This is a genomic window from Streptomyces sp. NBC_01635, from assembly GCF_045209715.1.
GTDB lineage: Bacteria > Actinomycetota > Actinomycetes > Streptomycetales > Streptomycetaceae > Streptomyces > Streptomyces hirsutus.
The window spans coordinates 4,621,443-4,634,953 of record NZ_CP109277.1 but is presented as its reverse complement, the minus strand read 5'-3'; the positions used below and the strand labels follow the sequence as shown (position 1 = coordinate 4,634,953).

The following is a 13,511-nucleotide window of genomic DNA, read 5'->3' as shown; positions in this document are numbered from 1 at the left end:
CGGGCATGGACACGGCCCCGGCGAGGCGCCAGCGACACAGAACCACCTGCCCGGTCCTGGAGGGCCTGGCCCCAGAGGCCCCAGAAGCCCCGGCGGGCCCGTCGGCCCAGGGCCCGTAGACCCGGTTTTCGGACCTCCCGGTCAGGCTCCCGGACCCGGCGCGGGCCGGCCGGGCCAGGGCTACGGGCAGGGACAAGGAGAGCAAGGGCAGGGTCGAGTCCGCGGCCAGGACCGGGGCCCGGGTCATGACCACAGTCCGGACCCCGGTGCCGGCGGCCGCGGACGTGGCCCGAACTCCGGCGGAGGTCCGCACTCGGGCGGCGGGCACGACGGTCCGCCTCCGGGGAACGGCGGGCACGGGCATGGTCCGGGCGACAGCGGTGGGCACGGCCACGCGCACGGGCACAGTCACAGCCACGGCCCGGCCGCTCCCGTATCGAAGCACTTGCGCAAGGTCATCGCGGCGGTCCTCATCCCGTTCGGCGCGGCGGTGCTGATCGGCCTCGCGGTGCTGTGGCCGGGTGGCACACCCGACCACGAGCGGACCGGCGTCGGTTTCGACCGGCAGACGCAGCAGGCCACGGTCACCAAGGTGGTCGAGCTGAGCTGTTCGTCCGTCAACGCATCCGGGGGCGTCCCGACCGGCGACACCTCCACGGCCGAGGGGTCCTCCGCGCAGCAGCAGGCGGACGGCACGTGCAAGAAAGCGACGATCCGGGTCGACACCGGTGACGATGCGGGCCGCACCTTCACCGAGATCGTGCAGCCGGACCAGTCACGGCAACTGCGCGAGGGTCAGGAGGTCGTCGTCGCCTACGAGCCCTCCGCGCCGAAGGACCTCCAGTACTCGGTGGCGGATGTGAACCGGCGCGTACCGCTGACCCTGCTCGCCGGCATCTTCGCGGTCGCCGTCGTCGCCGTCGGACGGCTGCGCGGCGTGATGGCCCTGGTCGCGCTGGCGATCAGCTTCCTGGTGCTGAACTTCTTCATCCTGCCCGCGATCCTGCAGGGTTCGAATCCCCTGGTCGTGGCGGTGGTGGGGGCGAGCGCCATCATGCTGCAGGCCCTATATCTCTGCCACGGACTGTCGGCGCGTACCTCCGTGGCCGTGATCGGGACCCTGATCTCATTGCTGCTGATCGGTTTTCTGGGCACGGTCTTCATCAATTGGGCGGCGCTGACCGGCGACACCGACGACAACACCGGGCTGATCCACGGCCTTTACCCGAACATCGACATGAGTGGTCTGCTGCTGGCCGGCGTCATCATCGGATCGCTCGGTGTGCTCGACGACGTGACGGTCACCCAGACCTCGGCCGTATGGGAACTGCACGAGGCCAACCCGTCGATGGGCTGGCGCGGGCTGTATCGCGCGGGCATCCGCATCGGCCGCGACCACATCGCGTCCGTCGTCAACACCCTGGTTCTCGCCTACGCGGGTGCTGCGCTGCCCTTGCTGCTGCTGTTCTCCATCGCGCAGAGCAGCGTGGGGACGGTCGCCAACAGCGAACTGGTGGCGGAGGAGATCGTGCGTACGCTGATCGGCTCGATCGGTCTGGTCGCCTCGGTGCCGGTCACCACGGTGCTGGCTGCCCTGGTGGTCTCGGCCGACCGTCCGACCGCGCAGGCGGCGACCGAGGAAGGCATCCGGTCGGCTCCGGCACGCGGCGGACGGGGCAGGCGCCGGAAGCGCTGACCCCGCCCTCCGGACCGCGCGCCGCCGACTTCCGACCGTCCGTGGCCGCTCTCCCGGCAACCCGCCCTCCGGCCATCAGCCATCAGCCATCAGCCGTCGACTGCCGACTGCTGTTCAATGCGGCACCGGAGCCGCTCGGTCGCCGCTGCGGAAGCGTTCCTGCACGGTCCGGCGGAACACGGTGAGGTGTTCCGCCGGGGCTGGCCGGAGGCGGAACGCCTCACCCGGCGCTCTGCTCCGCCAGAATGCGGTCCAGCGCGTCGTCGAGATGGGCGTCGAAGTCGGCGAGCGCCCCCTCCTGGCCCAGCGGTACCAGTTTGTCGGTGCGATCGAGGAAGGCCACGAGGGGAGCCGTCGAAGAACGGAACAGCGCGTGATCGCATCCGACCTGAAGCCGGATCAGCACCTCGCCCAGGGAGTCGGGGTCGACCGGTGAAACGCGTACGTCACCCTCGCCGCACGGTCTGCCCACCCCGTCGATCAGCAGCTCCCTGCCGAACGCCCAGGTCACCGGCGCGTCACCGGGAAGATGGAAGGTCAACCGTACGGCGTAGGGATCACAGGTGTCGTAGCGGAGCTCCACCGGGATACGGAAGGACAGCTCCTCCGACACGAGAAAGCTCATCATGACCTCTGCCTGCACGGACTCGCGCATCGCCTACCCCGTCATTCGCTACGGACCGGCCGGGAATGGACCCCTGACACTGGGTGAATCTTGCTCAACGTACACAGCAAATTACAAGGAGTGAGTTTTCAGATACTGATAGAGAGTGCCAGCGGCCCCAGCAGACGGCCCACTTCCGCCTGCAACTGCTGGGCGGCAGGGTGCAGCCGGTGGACCTGATGGACCGGAAGAGAGACGGCGATCGTCGCGGCCGTGGCACCGGCCGTGATCGGGACGGCCGCGCACACCGTCCCCAGCGCGTACTCCTGCCGCGCGAACACCGGCTCCATGCGACGCGTCCGCTCAAGGCGCCGGAGCAGGCTGTGCCCGTCGCGCACGGTGTACGGCGTGACGGGCTGCACCGGGTAGCGGTCGAGGTGGTCACGGCGGGCGGGCTCGTCGAGCTGGGACAGCAGGCACTGTCCGATGGCGTGCGCGTGGCCGGTCGCCCGGAAGTCGGCCCATTCCTGGACCGCGGGATTGCCCGGGGTGTCGGAGACGCACACCAGGTCGATCTCGCCCTCGCGGTACACCGCGTAGTACACGGGGGCCCCGATCGCGTCACGCCAGTGCGTGAGGGCGGCGACGACCATGCTGCGACGTTTCTGCGGGGCTCCACTCCTGTTCAGCCGCTCGGCCGCGTCGCCGAGGAAGAACAACCCCTTGTCGCGGCGCAGATAGCCCTCGTGCACGAGGGTGCGCAACAGGTGGTAGGCCGTGGGAAGCGCCAACCCGGTCTCGCGGGCCAACTGTTTGGCCGGGGCCCCGGACTCGTGTCCCGCGACGGACTCCAGTAGACGCATCGCACGCTGTACCGAGCCGATGAGGGTCGTGGTGGGCGCCGGCTCGGACGCTGGGCGCGCATGGGGCTGGCAGGGAACGGCGGACAGATGTGCGGGGACGGTGGCAGCCGTGGCCAAGGGTCACTCCCGGAGCGAGGGGGCAGCCCGTGCGGGGGAACACGGGTGGGGGTGTACGCCGCTCGCGGGGATCGTCCCCGCATGGCCTTCCGGACTCTAACCGTCTGTCACCGCACGCAGACGGTTCGTCCGGGAAACTTCCCCCACCCGAGGGAACCGGCGCCGGCTGTTACCGCTTCACCGGCTCCCCGTGAGGCTCACCAGTCGCCGCGCGACGTCGAACTCGACGTGAACTTCCGTACGACGTAGATGAGTCCGCCGACCAGGGCGACGAAGACCAGCACCTTGAAGAGTAGATAGACCACGAACCCGACCACGCTGGCTATCAGGCCGCCGAACACGACCAGGGCGATGACCGGCACCGCGATCCACTTCACCCACCACGGCAGTCCCATGAAGATCTCTCGCATCGCCTTCGTCCTTACCTGCTCCGCCCGTCTCGTACCGGGTCGCGTGAATGATGTCCTGCACTCGATGCTAGGGCGGCAGGAGCCCTGCCGGGGGCCTCTGATCCCTTGTCCTCCCCTGAGCGGTCCCCTAGGGAACCCGGAGACCGCGGCTCAGCTCTCGGGCGGAGAGAACACCACCAGGACCCTCAGGTCCTCACTGATGTGGTGGAACTTGTGCGCGACCCCGGCCGGCACGTACACGATGCTGCCGCGGGCCACCTGCGTGGTCTCCATGCCGACAGTGATCGCCGCTCTGCCGCTGACGACGAAGTACACCTCGTCCTGGCCGTGCGGCTGCTGTGGATCCTGCTCGCCCGCGTCCAGGGCGTACAGGCCGACCGACATGTTCCGCTCCCGCAGGAACTGGAGGTAGGCGCCTTCGTTGGCGGCGCGTTCGGTCTCCAGTTCGTCCAGCCGGAATGCCTTCATAGCCTTGTCCGCCCCTGCCTCACTGCTCATGTCCGGTCCTGTCTGCCACGATCAGACACATGAAGAATTTCGTAGTCAAGACGATCGCCAACGCAGCGGCCCTCGCGGTCGCGGTGTGGCTGATCGACAAGATCACCCTGACCGGTGACAGCACGGGCAAGGAGATCGGTACCCTCATACTCGTCGCGTTGATCTTCGGCGTGGTGAACTCCCTGGTCAAGCCGCTCGTGCAGCTCATCAGCCTCCCGCTGCTCGTCCTGACTCTCGGGCTGTTCACGCTGGTGGTGAACGCTCTGATGCTGCTGCTCACCTCCTGGCTCGCCGACGTGTTCGACCTGAGCTTCCATGTAGAGGGCTTCTGGACTGCCGTGCTGGGCGGTCTGGTCGTCTCGGTCGTCTCCTGGGCCCTCAACGTCGTTCTCCCCGACGGAGACTGAACACCATGGCCTACCGCGTCTGTTTCGTCTGCACCGGCAACATCTGCCGCTCTCCGACGGCCGAGTCCGTCTTCCGCGCGCGCGTCGCGGAAGACGGACTCGACGGCGTGGTCGAGGCCGAGAGCGCCGGCACCGACGGCTGGCACAAGGGGGACGGCGCCGATCCACGCACGGTGGCCGTCCTCGAGGAGAACGGCTACGCCTCCGACCACACCGCCCGGCGGTTCGACCCCTCCTGGTTCGCCCGCCTCGATCTGGTCATCGCCCTCGACACGGGCCACCTCAGGACCCTGCGCCGCCTGGCCCCCACCCCGCGGGACGCGGACAAGGTGCGCCTGTTGCGCTCGTACGACCCCGAAGCGGGTGACGATCTGGACGTACCGGACCCTTACTACGGGGAGATGGACGGCTTTTACACATGTCTTGAGATGGTGGAGGCGGCGAGCGCCGGGCTGCTCTCCTCGGTACGTGAGCAGGCGGAGGGACGGGCGGCATGAACGATTCGAGGATGACCAGCGGCTACGAGACGGGCGCGGGGGGAACGTCTCCCGGTGAGGGCACGCGTGCGGTGCGGGCCGGGCTGCCCGATCCGGTCAAGCACGAACCGACCCTGCCCGGCCCCGTCTTCGCGGCCCACTTCCACCTGCCCGGCGATCCCACCGGCCCCTACACCTACGGCAGGGACGAGAACCCGACCTGGACGCTGCTGGAGCGGGCCATCGGAGAGCTGGAGGCACCGGGGCAGGACGGCGTCGAAACCCTGGTGTTCCCCTCGGGCATGGCCGCGATCTCCTCGGTGCTCTTCTCCCAGCTCCGCACCGGGGACGTGGCTGTCCTGCCGAACGACGGCTATCAGGCACTGCCCCTGGTGCGCGCCCAGCTGGAGACATACGGCATCGAGGTACGCACCGCACCGACCGGGGGCGACGCCCAGCTCGATCTCCTCGACGGCGCGAGGCTGCTGTGGATCGAGACCCCGTCGAACCCCGGGCTCGACGTGTGCGACGTGCGGCGGCTCGCCGAAGCCGCCCACGCGCGTGGTGCCCTGGTCGCCGTCGACAACACCCTCGCGACCCCGCTCGGCCAGCGCCCGCTGGAGCTCGGCGCCGACTTCACCGTGGCCAGCGGCACCAAGCAGCTCACCGGACACGGCGACGTCCTCCTGGGATATGTCGCCGGCCGCGACGCCGAGGCGATGGCCGCCGTACGCCGCTGGCGCAAGATCGCCGGCGCCATTACCGGCCCCATGGAGGCCTGGCTCGCACACCGTTCGATCGCCACGCTCCAGTTGCGGGTCGACCGGCAGAACGCCACGGCGCTGACGCTCGCCCAAGCGCTGCGGGAACGGCCCGAGGTGACGGGGCTGCGCTATCCGGGGCTGCCGGACGATCCCTCGTACAAGATCGCCTCGCAGCAGATGCGGCGTTACGGATGCGTGGTCTCCTTCACTCTGCCCTCACAGGCACGTGCGGACCGTTTCCTCGACGCGCTGCGGCTCGTGGACGATGCGACGAGCTTCGGCGGTGTGCGGTCCACGGCCGAGCGACGGGGTCGTTGGGGTGGGGACGCGGTGCCGGAGGGCTTCGTCCGCTTCTCCGTCGGGGCCGAGGACCCTGCCGATCTGGTGGCGGACGTGCTGCGCGCACTGGACGAGTCGGCCGGCTGACCGGTCCGTCCGGGCGGGTCGTCAGGCTCCCGGCTCCCGACGACGGACGGTCCGAGCCTCCCCCCTCGTGGCTCGGACCGTCCCGGTTCTACGCTCGCGAAGAACCGTGTGACCAAGGCTAGTTGACTCAGTGTCAGTGTCCAATCACTGTAGCGACAGCGACCTATCGACATATTTATAGTTGCGCCGGAGCGGCAGCGAGGCCGACGAACGGGAGGGTGTGCTGTGGATCTGGCCTTGTTGCGGACTTTCGTGACCGTCCACCGAGCCGGTTCCTTCACCCGCGCCGCCGCCTTGCTCGGCCTCTCCCAGCCGGCCGTGACCTCTCAGATCCGGACCCTGGAGCGGCAGCTGGGGCGGCCGCTGTTCCTGCGGCAGGCCCGCGGTGTGACCCCCACGACCATCGGGGACGAACTCGCCCACAAAGCCGCACCCCACCTCGATGCCCTGGTGGAAATCACCGAGACCGGGCTCGACGATGACTTCTCCTCGCGGACGCTGCACCTGGCAGGACCTCTGGAGTTCACGTCCGAGCGGGCCGTGCCCGCGCTCACCGCACTGACCCCGAACGGCCAGAGCTTCGCCCTGCGCGCCTCCTTCGGAACCGCCGAGGAGACGCTGGAAGGGCTGGCCGCCGGACGGCACGATCTGGCCATCAGTACGGTCCGGCCCCGCGGTGCACTGCTCTCGGCGACTCCGCTCTGCGACGAGGAACACGTCCTGGTCGCCGCGCCCCGCTGGGCCGAGCGGTTCAGCGCCGACGGAGTTCGCCCCGCCGGGGTGTCCGCTCCGGAGCAGATCCCGGTGATCGAGGTGCACGAGTCGCTCCCCCTCGTCTCCCGTTACTGGGCTTCCGTCTTCGACTCCCGTCCTGTCACCGCGGGCGCTGTCGTCGTCCCGGATCTACGCGCGGTGCTGGCCTGCACCGTCGCGGGTGCCGGGATGGCTGTGCTGCCCCGGTATCTGTGTACGGCCGCACTCGAACGGGGGGAGGTGACCGCCCTGCACGAGCCCGCGGTGCCGCCGTTACGTACATACTTCCTGGTGGTCCGGAACGGCGCCCTGGCCATGCCGCATGTCGCACGCGCCCATGAGGCACTGCAGCAGGCGGCCACCGACTGGTGCTGACCCTCCGGTCGGGCGGCTCACGCCGAACGACCCACGCCGGAAATTCAGTCGGTGACGTCTCCCGATGTTTCACGTGCAACGAGCTGGGCCACATTTCCTCCATGACCGTCCGACCCGTGGTCAAGCGCACCGCTCGAGCCGTCCTCCTGGACGGCGACCACCTGATCCTGATCAAACGCACCAAACCCGGCGTCGATTCCTACTGGGTCACCCCCGGCGGCGGTGTCGAGCCGGAGGACTCGACCGTCGTCGACGCTCTCCACCGAGAGGTGTACGAGGAACTCGGTGCCAAGATCACCGATGTGGTGCCCTGCTTCGTCGACACGGTGGAGCACATCGGTGCGGACGGCGGCGCCACCGGCGTGAAGGTACAGCACTTCTTCGTCTGCCGCCTCGAATCCATGGACCCGTCCTTGCGGCACGGCCCAGAGGTCGACGAACCCACCGGCGAGTACCAGATCGTCCGCATACCGTTCACCCGCGTGGGCATCGCCTCCGTCCACCTCGTTCCGCTGTCTCTGCGGCACTATCTGGACGGCAACATCGAGGGCGTGCGCGCTCTGCAGGCCTCCGACCTGGCCTGACCCGCCGACACTCGCCGGTTTCATATGTTTCACGTGAAACATCCCGTGCCCGCGACCGCGCCCTGCACCGGCCTCCGCGCGACCGAAAGATCACCTCGGTCTTTGCAAACAAGTGGACGCCGCCCGTCGCCGTCGGACAGCCTGACCTGCGTGCCGACACCTCCTCTTGCCTCTCTGCCCATCCGCCGTCTGACGCTCCGCGACCTCTCGGCCTGCGCCGACTTGTCCGAGGACCGGGGGTGGCCGCGTGAAGAACACAAGTGGGGACTCCTCCTCTCCGCCGGGAAGGGCTACGGCATCGATGATCCCGACGGCGGGCTGGCCTCCGCCTGCGTCGTCACCGAGTACGGACCCCAGGAGCAACCCGCACTCGGCGCCATCGGCATGGTTCTGGTCGCGGAACGGCATGCCCGGCAGGGCATCGGGCGCCGCCTGATGCGCCACGTGGTCTCAGCGATGGGCTCCACGCCACTGACGCTGTACGCGACGCCACACGGCCGCCCGCTCTACGAAGAGCTCGGTTTCAAGGTCATCGGCCGGGCTGAAATGCTCCGCGGGCACTTCCTCCCGGACGCGGGCGGACCCGTGGCGGAGGTGTCCACACGAGCGGCGACCGCCGAGGACCTGCCCGCCCTCCTCCGGCTCGACGAGGAAGTGTTCGGGACGGATCGCACACACATCGTCACCCGGCTGCCTGCATTCGCCGACCAGGTGCGCGTGGCCGAGGAGAACGGCCGGATCATCGGCTACGCCGCCGCGTGGCCCAATATGGACACCCATGTCGTGGGCCCGCTGATCGCCCGCGACACCCCCACGGCCACGGCGCTCCTCGCCTCGCTCGCCGCCCACACCGACCGGCCGTTGCGCACCGACATCGATGTGCGGCACGAAGAGTTGCTGGCCTGGGCGAAGAACCACGGTCTGGAGTCCATCGCTTTCAACGCTGTGATGACGTACGGGATCACGGAGCCACTCGGCGACTGGGCCCGAAGGTTCGCCCCTGTGACGGTCGCGGCAGGCTGACGCCTTCCGGACACCACGACGCCGGTTCCCGGAGGTGTCGGGAACCGGCGTACGCGCTACGGGCGCCGCATGCCCTGGACGAGGGCGTCCACGGCAGTCGTGGCGAAGGAGTGGTCCTGCTCCGGTGCACCGCCTCCGACGCCGATCGCGCCGATCGGACGGCCGCCACGCTGGATGGGGACACCCCCCGCAATGAACAGCAACGGCCGGTCGAGTGCGGTGGGCAGGGTGTGGAAGACCCCTCCGGGCTGTACGGCGTCGACGAGGTCCGCGGTGGGCGTGTTCAGTTGAAGAGCGGTGAAAGCCTTGCGGATGCTGGTCTCGCCGGAGATCAGCACGGCACGGTCGTCCCTCCGGAAGGCGAGCAGATGTCCACCCGCGTCCAGGACGGTCACGCTCACCGTGACCCCGGCGGCCTCGGCGGCCTGGTGTGCGGCCATGACCAGGGCTTCGGCCTCGGCGGTGGTGAGCGGGGCGACAGCGGTGGTGGTGCTCATGAAACAGGTACTCCTCGTGTACAGGGGATGTCGCTTGAACAGGTGAAATCTGGGAGGGAAGTGATGTCGGTGGTGAAGGTGATGTCGGTGGTGGTGGCGAGGAAGTCTGTGGACACGGAGGGCACGGGGGCGGCCCTCGCACCCCTCGTGGCCACAGGCCTCCCGGTCAGTGGGGGACCGCGGCCTGCCGCTCGGTGGACATCCGGTCGGCGTCCACGACGTTGAGGACCTTGTCCCGACGGTCGAGGGCGGCAGCGACGAAGGCCAGCACCAGGGCGCTCGCGGCGAGGACGGCGCCGACCCAGTTGGGCGCGGTGTAGCCGAGGCCCGCGGTGATCACCAGGCCACCGAGCCAGGCGGACAGGGCGTTGCCGAGGTTGAAGGCGCCGATGTTCACGGCCGAGGCCAGGGTGGGGGCCCCATGGGCCTGGTCGAGAACACGCTTCTGCAGGGGCGGAACGGTGGCGAAGCCCAGGCCGCCGATCAGGATGATCGTGACGGCCGCCAGGACCTTGTGGTGCGCGGTCAGGGTGAAGAGGGCGAGGACGACGGCGAGAGCGCCCAGGGACACGTACAGCAAGGGCATCAGGGCGCGGTCCGCGTACCTGCCTCCGACGAGGTTGCCCCCGACCATGCCCAGGCCGAAGAGGACCAGCAGCCAGGTGACGGATCCGTCCGCGAAGCCGGCGACCTGCGTCATCATCGGCGCGATGTAGGTGATGGCCGCGAAGACACCGCCGAATCCGAGGACGGTCATCGCCATGGCGAGCAGTACCTGGACGTTCTTGAAGGCGGCCAGTTCATGACGCAGCCGTACGCCTTCGGGCGCGGGAAGGTCGGGAACGAGCCCGGCGATGCCGGCCAGTCCGATGACACCGAGCGCGGCGACGAGCCCGAACGTGATGCGCCAACCGGCCGACTGACCGACAAGGGTGCCCAGGGGGACACCGACGACGTTGGCCACGGTCAGCCCGGTGAACATCAGGGCGATGGCGCCGGCCTTCTTGTGCGGGGCGACCAGACCGGCCGCGACCACCGAGCCGATCCCGAAGAAGGCGCCGTGGGCCAGCGAGGCGATCACCCGCCCGAGCAGCATGAGGCCGAAGACCGGGGCCAGGGCCGAGAGCAGGTTCCCGGCGATGAACAGGCCCATCAGCAGCATCAGCATCCGCTTGCGGGAGATCCTGGTGCCGAGCACGGTCATCAGCGGAGCGCCGAGCACGACGCCCAGGGCGTAGCCGGTGACCAGGTGACCGGCGGTGGGTACGGAGACACCGAAGTCGTCGGCGACCTCGGGCAGCAAACCCATGATCACGAACTCGGTCGTTCCGATCCCGAAGGCCCCGATCGCGAGGGCCAGAAGCGCGAGAGGCATGAGGAGACAGCCCTTCCCAAACGATTGCAGAATCACTTTGTGCGCTCAAACAATAGTTGCACACGCGGGATGCATGCAAGCGCGGTCTACCTCGCTCCTGCACTACTCTGGTTTCAGCAGCTCCTGGACGGAGGGAAACGCCCATGACAGCCACGGACCCCGCACTCACCGCCCTTGCGCAGGGCTGGTGCGCACTCTCCCTGCTGCACGGGAGAATCGAGGCCCACATCGAGCGGGCTCTCCAGGCTCAGCACGATCTGAGCGTGCGGGAGTACTCCCTGCTCGATGTGCTGAGCCGACAGCACGACGGCGAAGGGGGGCATCTCCAGATGAAGCAGGTGGCAGACGCGGTCGTACTCAGCCAGAGCGCCACCACCCGCCTGGTCACCCGGCTCGAGGACCGTGGCCTGCTGGCGCGCTACCTGTGCCCCACGGACCGGCGCGGCATCTACACCAACGTCACGCAGGCCGGCCTCGCCCTTCTCGAGAAGGCGCGGCCGACCAATGACTCCGCGCTGCGCGAAGCGCTCGACGCAGCGGCGAAAAACCCCGACCTGGCCCCACTGGTCCGTACGGTGGAGACATTGAAGACATCCGTACCGGCATGAGCCGACCGTGTCGGCGCGGGCCTGCGTATGGTGCTGCCATGGAAAATCTTGAGATACGTGCCGCCGCTGCTCCCGACGTCCCCGCGATCATCGGCATGCTCGCGGACGACACCTTGGGGGCACAGCGCGAGTCTCCGGACGACCTCGGTCCGTACCTGGCCGCGCTGGAGCGGCTCAGCACCGACCCGAACCAGCATCTGGTCGTCGCGGTCCACAAGGGCCGTGTCGTCGGCACACTCCAGCTCACCATCATTCCCGGGCTGTCCCGTCGCGGCTCCACGCGATCGATCATCGAAGGCGTCCGCATTCACGCCGACGAACGTGGCAGCGGTCTGGGGACCCGGCTCATCGAGTGGGCCATCGGCGAATCCCGCCGCCAGGGATGCCAGTTGGTCCAGTTGACCTCCGACAACACCCGCACCGAGGCCCACCAGTTCTACGAACGGCTCGGCTTCTCGGCTTCCCACGTGGGCTTCAAGCTGGCGCTGTAAGGACGACGGAGGGCTGTTTCACGTGAAACAGCCCTGCGAACTCCGGAAGCCCTCGGCCTCCGACACACCTCGGGCAGGCTGGGCTTGCGATTCCTAACCGATCCCCCGCCATCCTTCAGGGTCCACTCCGCCCGGCACAGAAGCCCCTTCCTCGTACGGCTGACGGCCGAACACGAAGGACCCGAGGTCCAGATGGCTCACTGATCCGTCCGGCCGTCGTACGGGCTTCAGGAGCTCTCCGGCGTAGTAACCCTCCAGTCCGGTCCAGGTTCCGTCGCCGTTCGAGCGGAAGCGGGCGCGACGGCCCGTGCCGGACAGCGGCTCCAACGACAGCAGCCCGTCGGCCGACAACCGCAGAGCAAAGCCCTGCGTCCCCCAATACCACTGACCCACCAGTTCCAGCAGCGTGGAATCAAACTCCCGCAACGGTCGCCAGGGAGCAGGGATACGCGGTTCCGCCTCGGCGACGATCCGGACGAGATCGGCAGCCACCGGGAACAGCATGGGCCCCGAAGTGCAATTGGCCAGGACCACCGCGGCCACGTCGTCCTCCACACCGATCGCGAGACAGGCGAGGAAGCCCGGCAGCGATCCTGTGTGCCCGACAAGAGCCCGCCCGTCCCGATGACGCAACTCCAGCCCCAGGCCATAGGCATAGCCGCTCGCCACGTCCGTCGCCTCTGCCGGCGCCGCCGGTCTCCTCATCTCCCGCAACGACTCGATACTCAGTACGCGGGCGTCCCCGTTGGCCAGGAAGGCCGCGAAGCGCGCCAAGTCACCTGCCGTGGACCAGAGTTGTCCCGCCGGAGCCATCCTCCCGAGATCCTCGGCCGGCTCGCGCAGCATCACGTCGGCCCACGGATGCACCGCCCAGCCACCCGCATGCGGCGCCTTCGGACGCACACCCGTCCGGTGCAGACTCAAGGGATCGAGCACATCGCGCCGGAGCACCTCCTCCCATGTGGCACCGCGCAGCTTCTCCACAAGCGCGCCGAGCAGCGCGTATCCGGGATTCGAGTAGTGGAACCGCCGGCCGACCGGGTGCACCAGAGGCCGCTCGCCCAGGACATCGGCCAGGTCGGGCCGCAGTGAGCCGGGGGTGCGCTCCCACCAGGGCCCCGGCGTCTCGGCCGCCAGGCCGCCGGCATGCGAGAGCAGTTCGACGAGGGTCGCCTCCCCCACACCCGTACCCGGCAGATGTTTCTCCAGCGGGTCCCCGAGGTCGATCACCCCCTCATCGCGCAACTGGAGGACCAGTACGGCGGTGAACGTCTTGGTGACGGAGCCGATGCGGTACTGCACGTCCTCGTCCGGCGCATGTCCCTCCACCGACGTCCGCACCCCTGTCCATACGGCCTCTCCGCCCCGCACCACGGTCGCGACGAGCGACGGAGCACGCTCCTCCGCCTGGGCGACGGCAATCCGGTGCAGCAATGCCCGACGCGTGCCGGCCAGCAGTTCTTCCTGATGTGTCGTCATGCCCTCAGTTCACCAGGTGCGGGTTCCGCCCGTACGAAGTCGGCGGCCGGAACGCCTGAGCCGCC

General features: G+C 68.9%; 16 protein-coding genes. 9 read left to right on the top strand and 7 right to left on the bottom strand.

All coding sequences use genetic code 11. From position 1 onward, the window contains the following. Positions 1-445 precede the first annotated feature (445 nt). Positions 446-1,696 carry a YibE/F family protein gene (locus OHB56_RS21580; protein WP_406355093.1) on the top strand — a complete coding sequence of 417 codons (1,251 nt, stop codon included), beginning with the start codon at positions 446-448 and terminating at the stop codon, positions 1,694-1,696. A 220-nt stretch (positions 1,697-1,916) separates the two neighbouring features. On the opposite strand, the gene OHB56_RS21575 is transcribed toward OHB56_RS21580, so the two are convergent. From OHB56_RS21575 to OHB56_RS21560, 4 genes are all read right to left on the bottom strand, one after another. Further along, positions 1,917-2,351 carry an SsgA family sporulation/cell division regulator gene (locus OHB56_RS21575; protein WP_055592341.1) on the bottom strand — a complete coding sequence of 145 codons (435 nt, stop codon included), beginning with the start codon at positions 2,349-2,351 and terminating at the stop codon, positions 1,917-1,919. Positions 2,352-2,449: 98 nt separating this feature from the next. Continuing rightward, on the bottom strand, positions 2,450-3,184 hold the full coding sequence (locus tag OHB56_RS21570; protein WP_406359175.1) for an IclR family transcriptional regulator: 735 nt from the start codon (positions 3,182-3,184) through the stop codon (positions 2,450-2,452). Positions 3,185-3,477: 293 nt separating this feature from the next. Continuing rightward, the gene (locus OHB56_RS21565) at positions 3,478-3,690 is read right to left on the bottom strand and encodes a DUF5326 family protein (protein WP_055592340.1); all 213 of its coding nucleotides are present in this window, start codon (positions 3,688-3,690) and stop codon (positions 3,478-3,480) included. Between the two features lie 150 nt (positions 3,691-3,840). After that, positions 3,841-4,158 carry a cupin domain-containing protein gene (locus OHB56_RS21560; RefSeq protein WP_055592339.1) on the bottom strand — a complete coding sequence of 106 codons (318 nt, stop codon included), beginning with the start codon at positions 4,156-4,158 and terminating at the stop codon, positions 3,841-3,843. Positions 4,159-4,217: 59 nt separating this feature from the next. Between OHB56_RS21560 and OHB56_RS21555 the strand changes: the two genes are divergently transcribed. From OHB56_RS21555 to OHB56_RS21530, 6 genes are all read left to right on the top strand, one after another. Next, positions 4,218-4,595 (top strand): phage holin family protein, encoded by a 378-nt coding sequence (locus OHB56_RS21555; RefSeq protein WP_055592338.1) that lies wholly within the window; start codon positions 4,218-4,220, stop codon positions 4,593-4,595. A 5-nt stretch (positions 4,596-4,600) separates the two neighbouring features. Next, the gene (locus OHB56_RS21550) at positions 4,601-5,092 is read left to right on the top strand and encodes a low molecular weight protein-tyrosine-phosphatase (protein ID WP_406355091.1); all 492 of its coding nucleotides are present in this window, start codon (positions 4,601-4,603) and stop codon (positions 5,090-5,092) included. Beyond that, complete coding sequence (locus OHB56_RS21545; protein ID WP_406355089.1) at positions 5,089-6,261, top strand: cystathionine gamma-lyase; 1,173 nt, start codon at positions 5,089-5,091, stop codon at positions 6,259-6,261. The genes OHB56_RS21550 and OHB56_RS21545 overlap by 4 nt, the downstream gene beginning before the upstream one ends. A gap of 225 nt (positions 6,262-6,486) precedes the next feature. Further along, on the top strand, positions 6,487-7,389 hold the full coding sequence (locus OHB56_RS21540; protein ID WP_406355087.1) for a LysR family transcriptional regulator: 903 nt from the start codon (positions 6,487-6,489) through the stop codon (positions 7,387-7,389). A gap of 101 nt (positions 7,390-7,490) precedes the next feature. Further along, positions 7,491-7,973: an NUDIX hydrolase gene (locus OHB56_RS21535; protein WP_326753746.1), complete on the top strand. Its 483-nt coding sequence runs from the start codon at positions 7,491-7,493 to the stop codon at positions 7,971-7,973. Positions 7,974-8,123: 150 nt separating this feature from the next. Beyond that, on the top strand, positions 8,124-8,996 hold the full coding sequence (locus OHB56_RS21530; protein WP_326753745.1) for a GNAT family N-acetyltransferase: 873 nt from the start codon (positions 8,124-8,126) through the stop codon (positions 8,994-8,996). A gap of 56 nt (positions 8,997-9,052) precedes the next feature. Here OHB56_RS21530 and OHB56_RS21525 read toward each other — a convergent pair whose 3' ends face one another. Then, complete coding sequence (locus OHB56_RS21525; protein ID WP_406355085.1) at positions 9,053-9,493, bottom strand: heme-binding protein; 441 nt, start codon at positions 9,491-9,493, stop codon at positions 9,053-9,055. Positions 9,494-9,659: 166 nt separating this feature from the next. After that, entirely contained in the window at positions 9,660-10,868 is a 1,209-nt protein-coding gene (locus tag OHB56_RS21520; protein ID WP_406355083.1) for an MFS transporter, read from the bottom strand. A gap of 143 nt (positions 10,869-11,011) precedes the next feature. Between OHB56_RS21520 and OHB56_RS21515 the strand changes: the two genes are divergently transcribed. Both OHB56_RS21515 and OHB56_RS21510 read left to right on the top strand, forming a co-directional pair. Next, positions 11,012-11,476: a MarR family winged helix-turn-helix transcriptional regulator gene (locus tag OHB56_RS21515; protein WP_055592330.1), complete on the top strand. Its 465-nt coding sequence runs from the start codon at positions 11,012-11,014 to the stop codon at positions 11,474-11,476. A 38-nt stretch (positions 11,477-11,514) separates the two neighbouring features. Continuing rightward, positions 11,515-11,967 (top strand): GNAT family N-acetyltransferase, encoded by a 453-nt coding sequence (locus OHB56_RS21510; protein ID WP_326753742.1) that lies wholly within the window; start codon positions 11,515-11,517, stop codon positions 11,965-11,967. A gap of 93 nt (positions 11,968-12,060) precedes the next feature. Here OHB56_RS21510 and OHB56_RS21505 read toward each other — a convergent pair whose 3' ends face one another. Then, positions 12,061-13,446 (bottom strand): serine hydrolase domain-containing protein, encoded by a 1,386-nt coding sequence (locus OHB56_RS21505; RefSeq protein WP_406355081.1) that lies wholly within the window; start codon positions 13,444-13,446, stop codon positions 12,061-12,063. Between the last annotated feature and the right edge of the window lie 65 nt (positions 13,447-13,511).

Excerpts from the sequence above, each read along its gene's own strand:
- OHB56_RS21515 (WP_055592330.1), top strand. The coding sequence starts at position 11,012 with ATGACAGCCACGGACCCCGCACTCACCGCCCTTGCGCAGGGCTGGTGC.
- OHB56_RS21520 (WP_406355083.1), bottom strand. The coding sequence starts at position 10,868 with ATGCCTCTCGCGCTTCTGGCCCTCGCGATCGGGGCCTTCGGGATCGGA.
- OHB56_RS21535 (WP_326753746.1), top strand. The coding sequence starts at position 7,491 with ATGACCGTCCGACCCGTGGTCAAGCGCACCGCTCGAGCCGTCCTCCTG.
- OHB56_RS21525 (WP_406355085.1), bottom strand. The coding sequence starts at position 9,493 with ATGAGCACCACCACCGCTGTCGCCCCGCTCACCACCGCCGAGGCCGAA.
- OHB56_RS21545 (WP_406355089.1), top strand. The coding sequence starts at position 5,089 with ATGAACGATTCGAGGATGACCAGCGGCTACGAGACGGGCGCGGGGGGA.
- OHB56_RS21510 (WP_326753742.1), top strand. The coding sequence starts at position 11,515 with ATGGAAAATCTTGAGATACGTGCCGCCGCTGCTCCCGACGTCCCCGCG.
- OHB56_RS21555 (WP_055592338.1), top strand. The coding sequence starts at position 4,218 with ATGAAGAATTTCGTAGTCAAGACGATCGCCAACGCAGCGGCCCTCGCG.
- OHB56_RS21575 (WP_055592341.1), bottom strand. The coding sequence starts at position 2,351 with ATGCGCGAGTCCGTGCAGGCAGAGGTCATGATGAGCTTTCTCGTGTCG.
- OHB56_RS21560 (WP_055592339.1), bottom strand. The coding sequence starts at position 4,158 with ATGAAGGCATTCCGGCTGGACGAACTGGAGACCGAACGCGCCGCCAAC.
- OHB56_RS21505 (WP_406355081.1), bottom strand. The coding sequence starts at position 13,446 with ATGACGACACATCAGGAAGAACTGCTGGCCGGCACGCGTCGGGCATTG.
- OHB56_RS21565 (WP_055592340.1), bottom strand. The coding sequence starts at position 3,690 with ATGCGAGAGATCTTCATGGGACTGCCGTGGTGGGTGAAGTGGATCGCG.
- OHB56_RS21550 (WP_406355091.1), top strand. The coding sequence starts at position 4,601 with ATGGCCTACCGCGTCTGTTTCGTCTGCACCGGCAACATCTGCCGCTCT.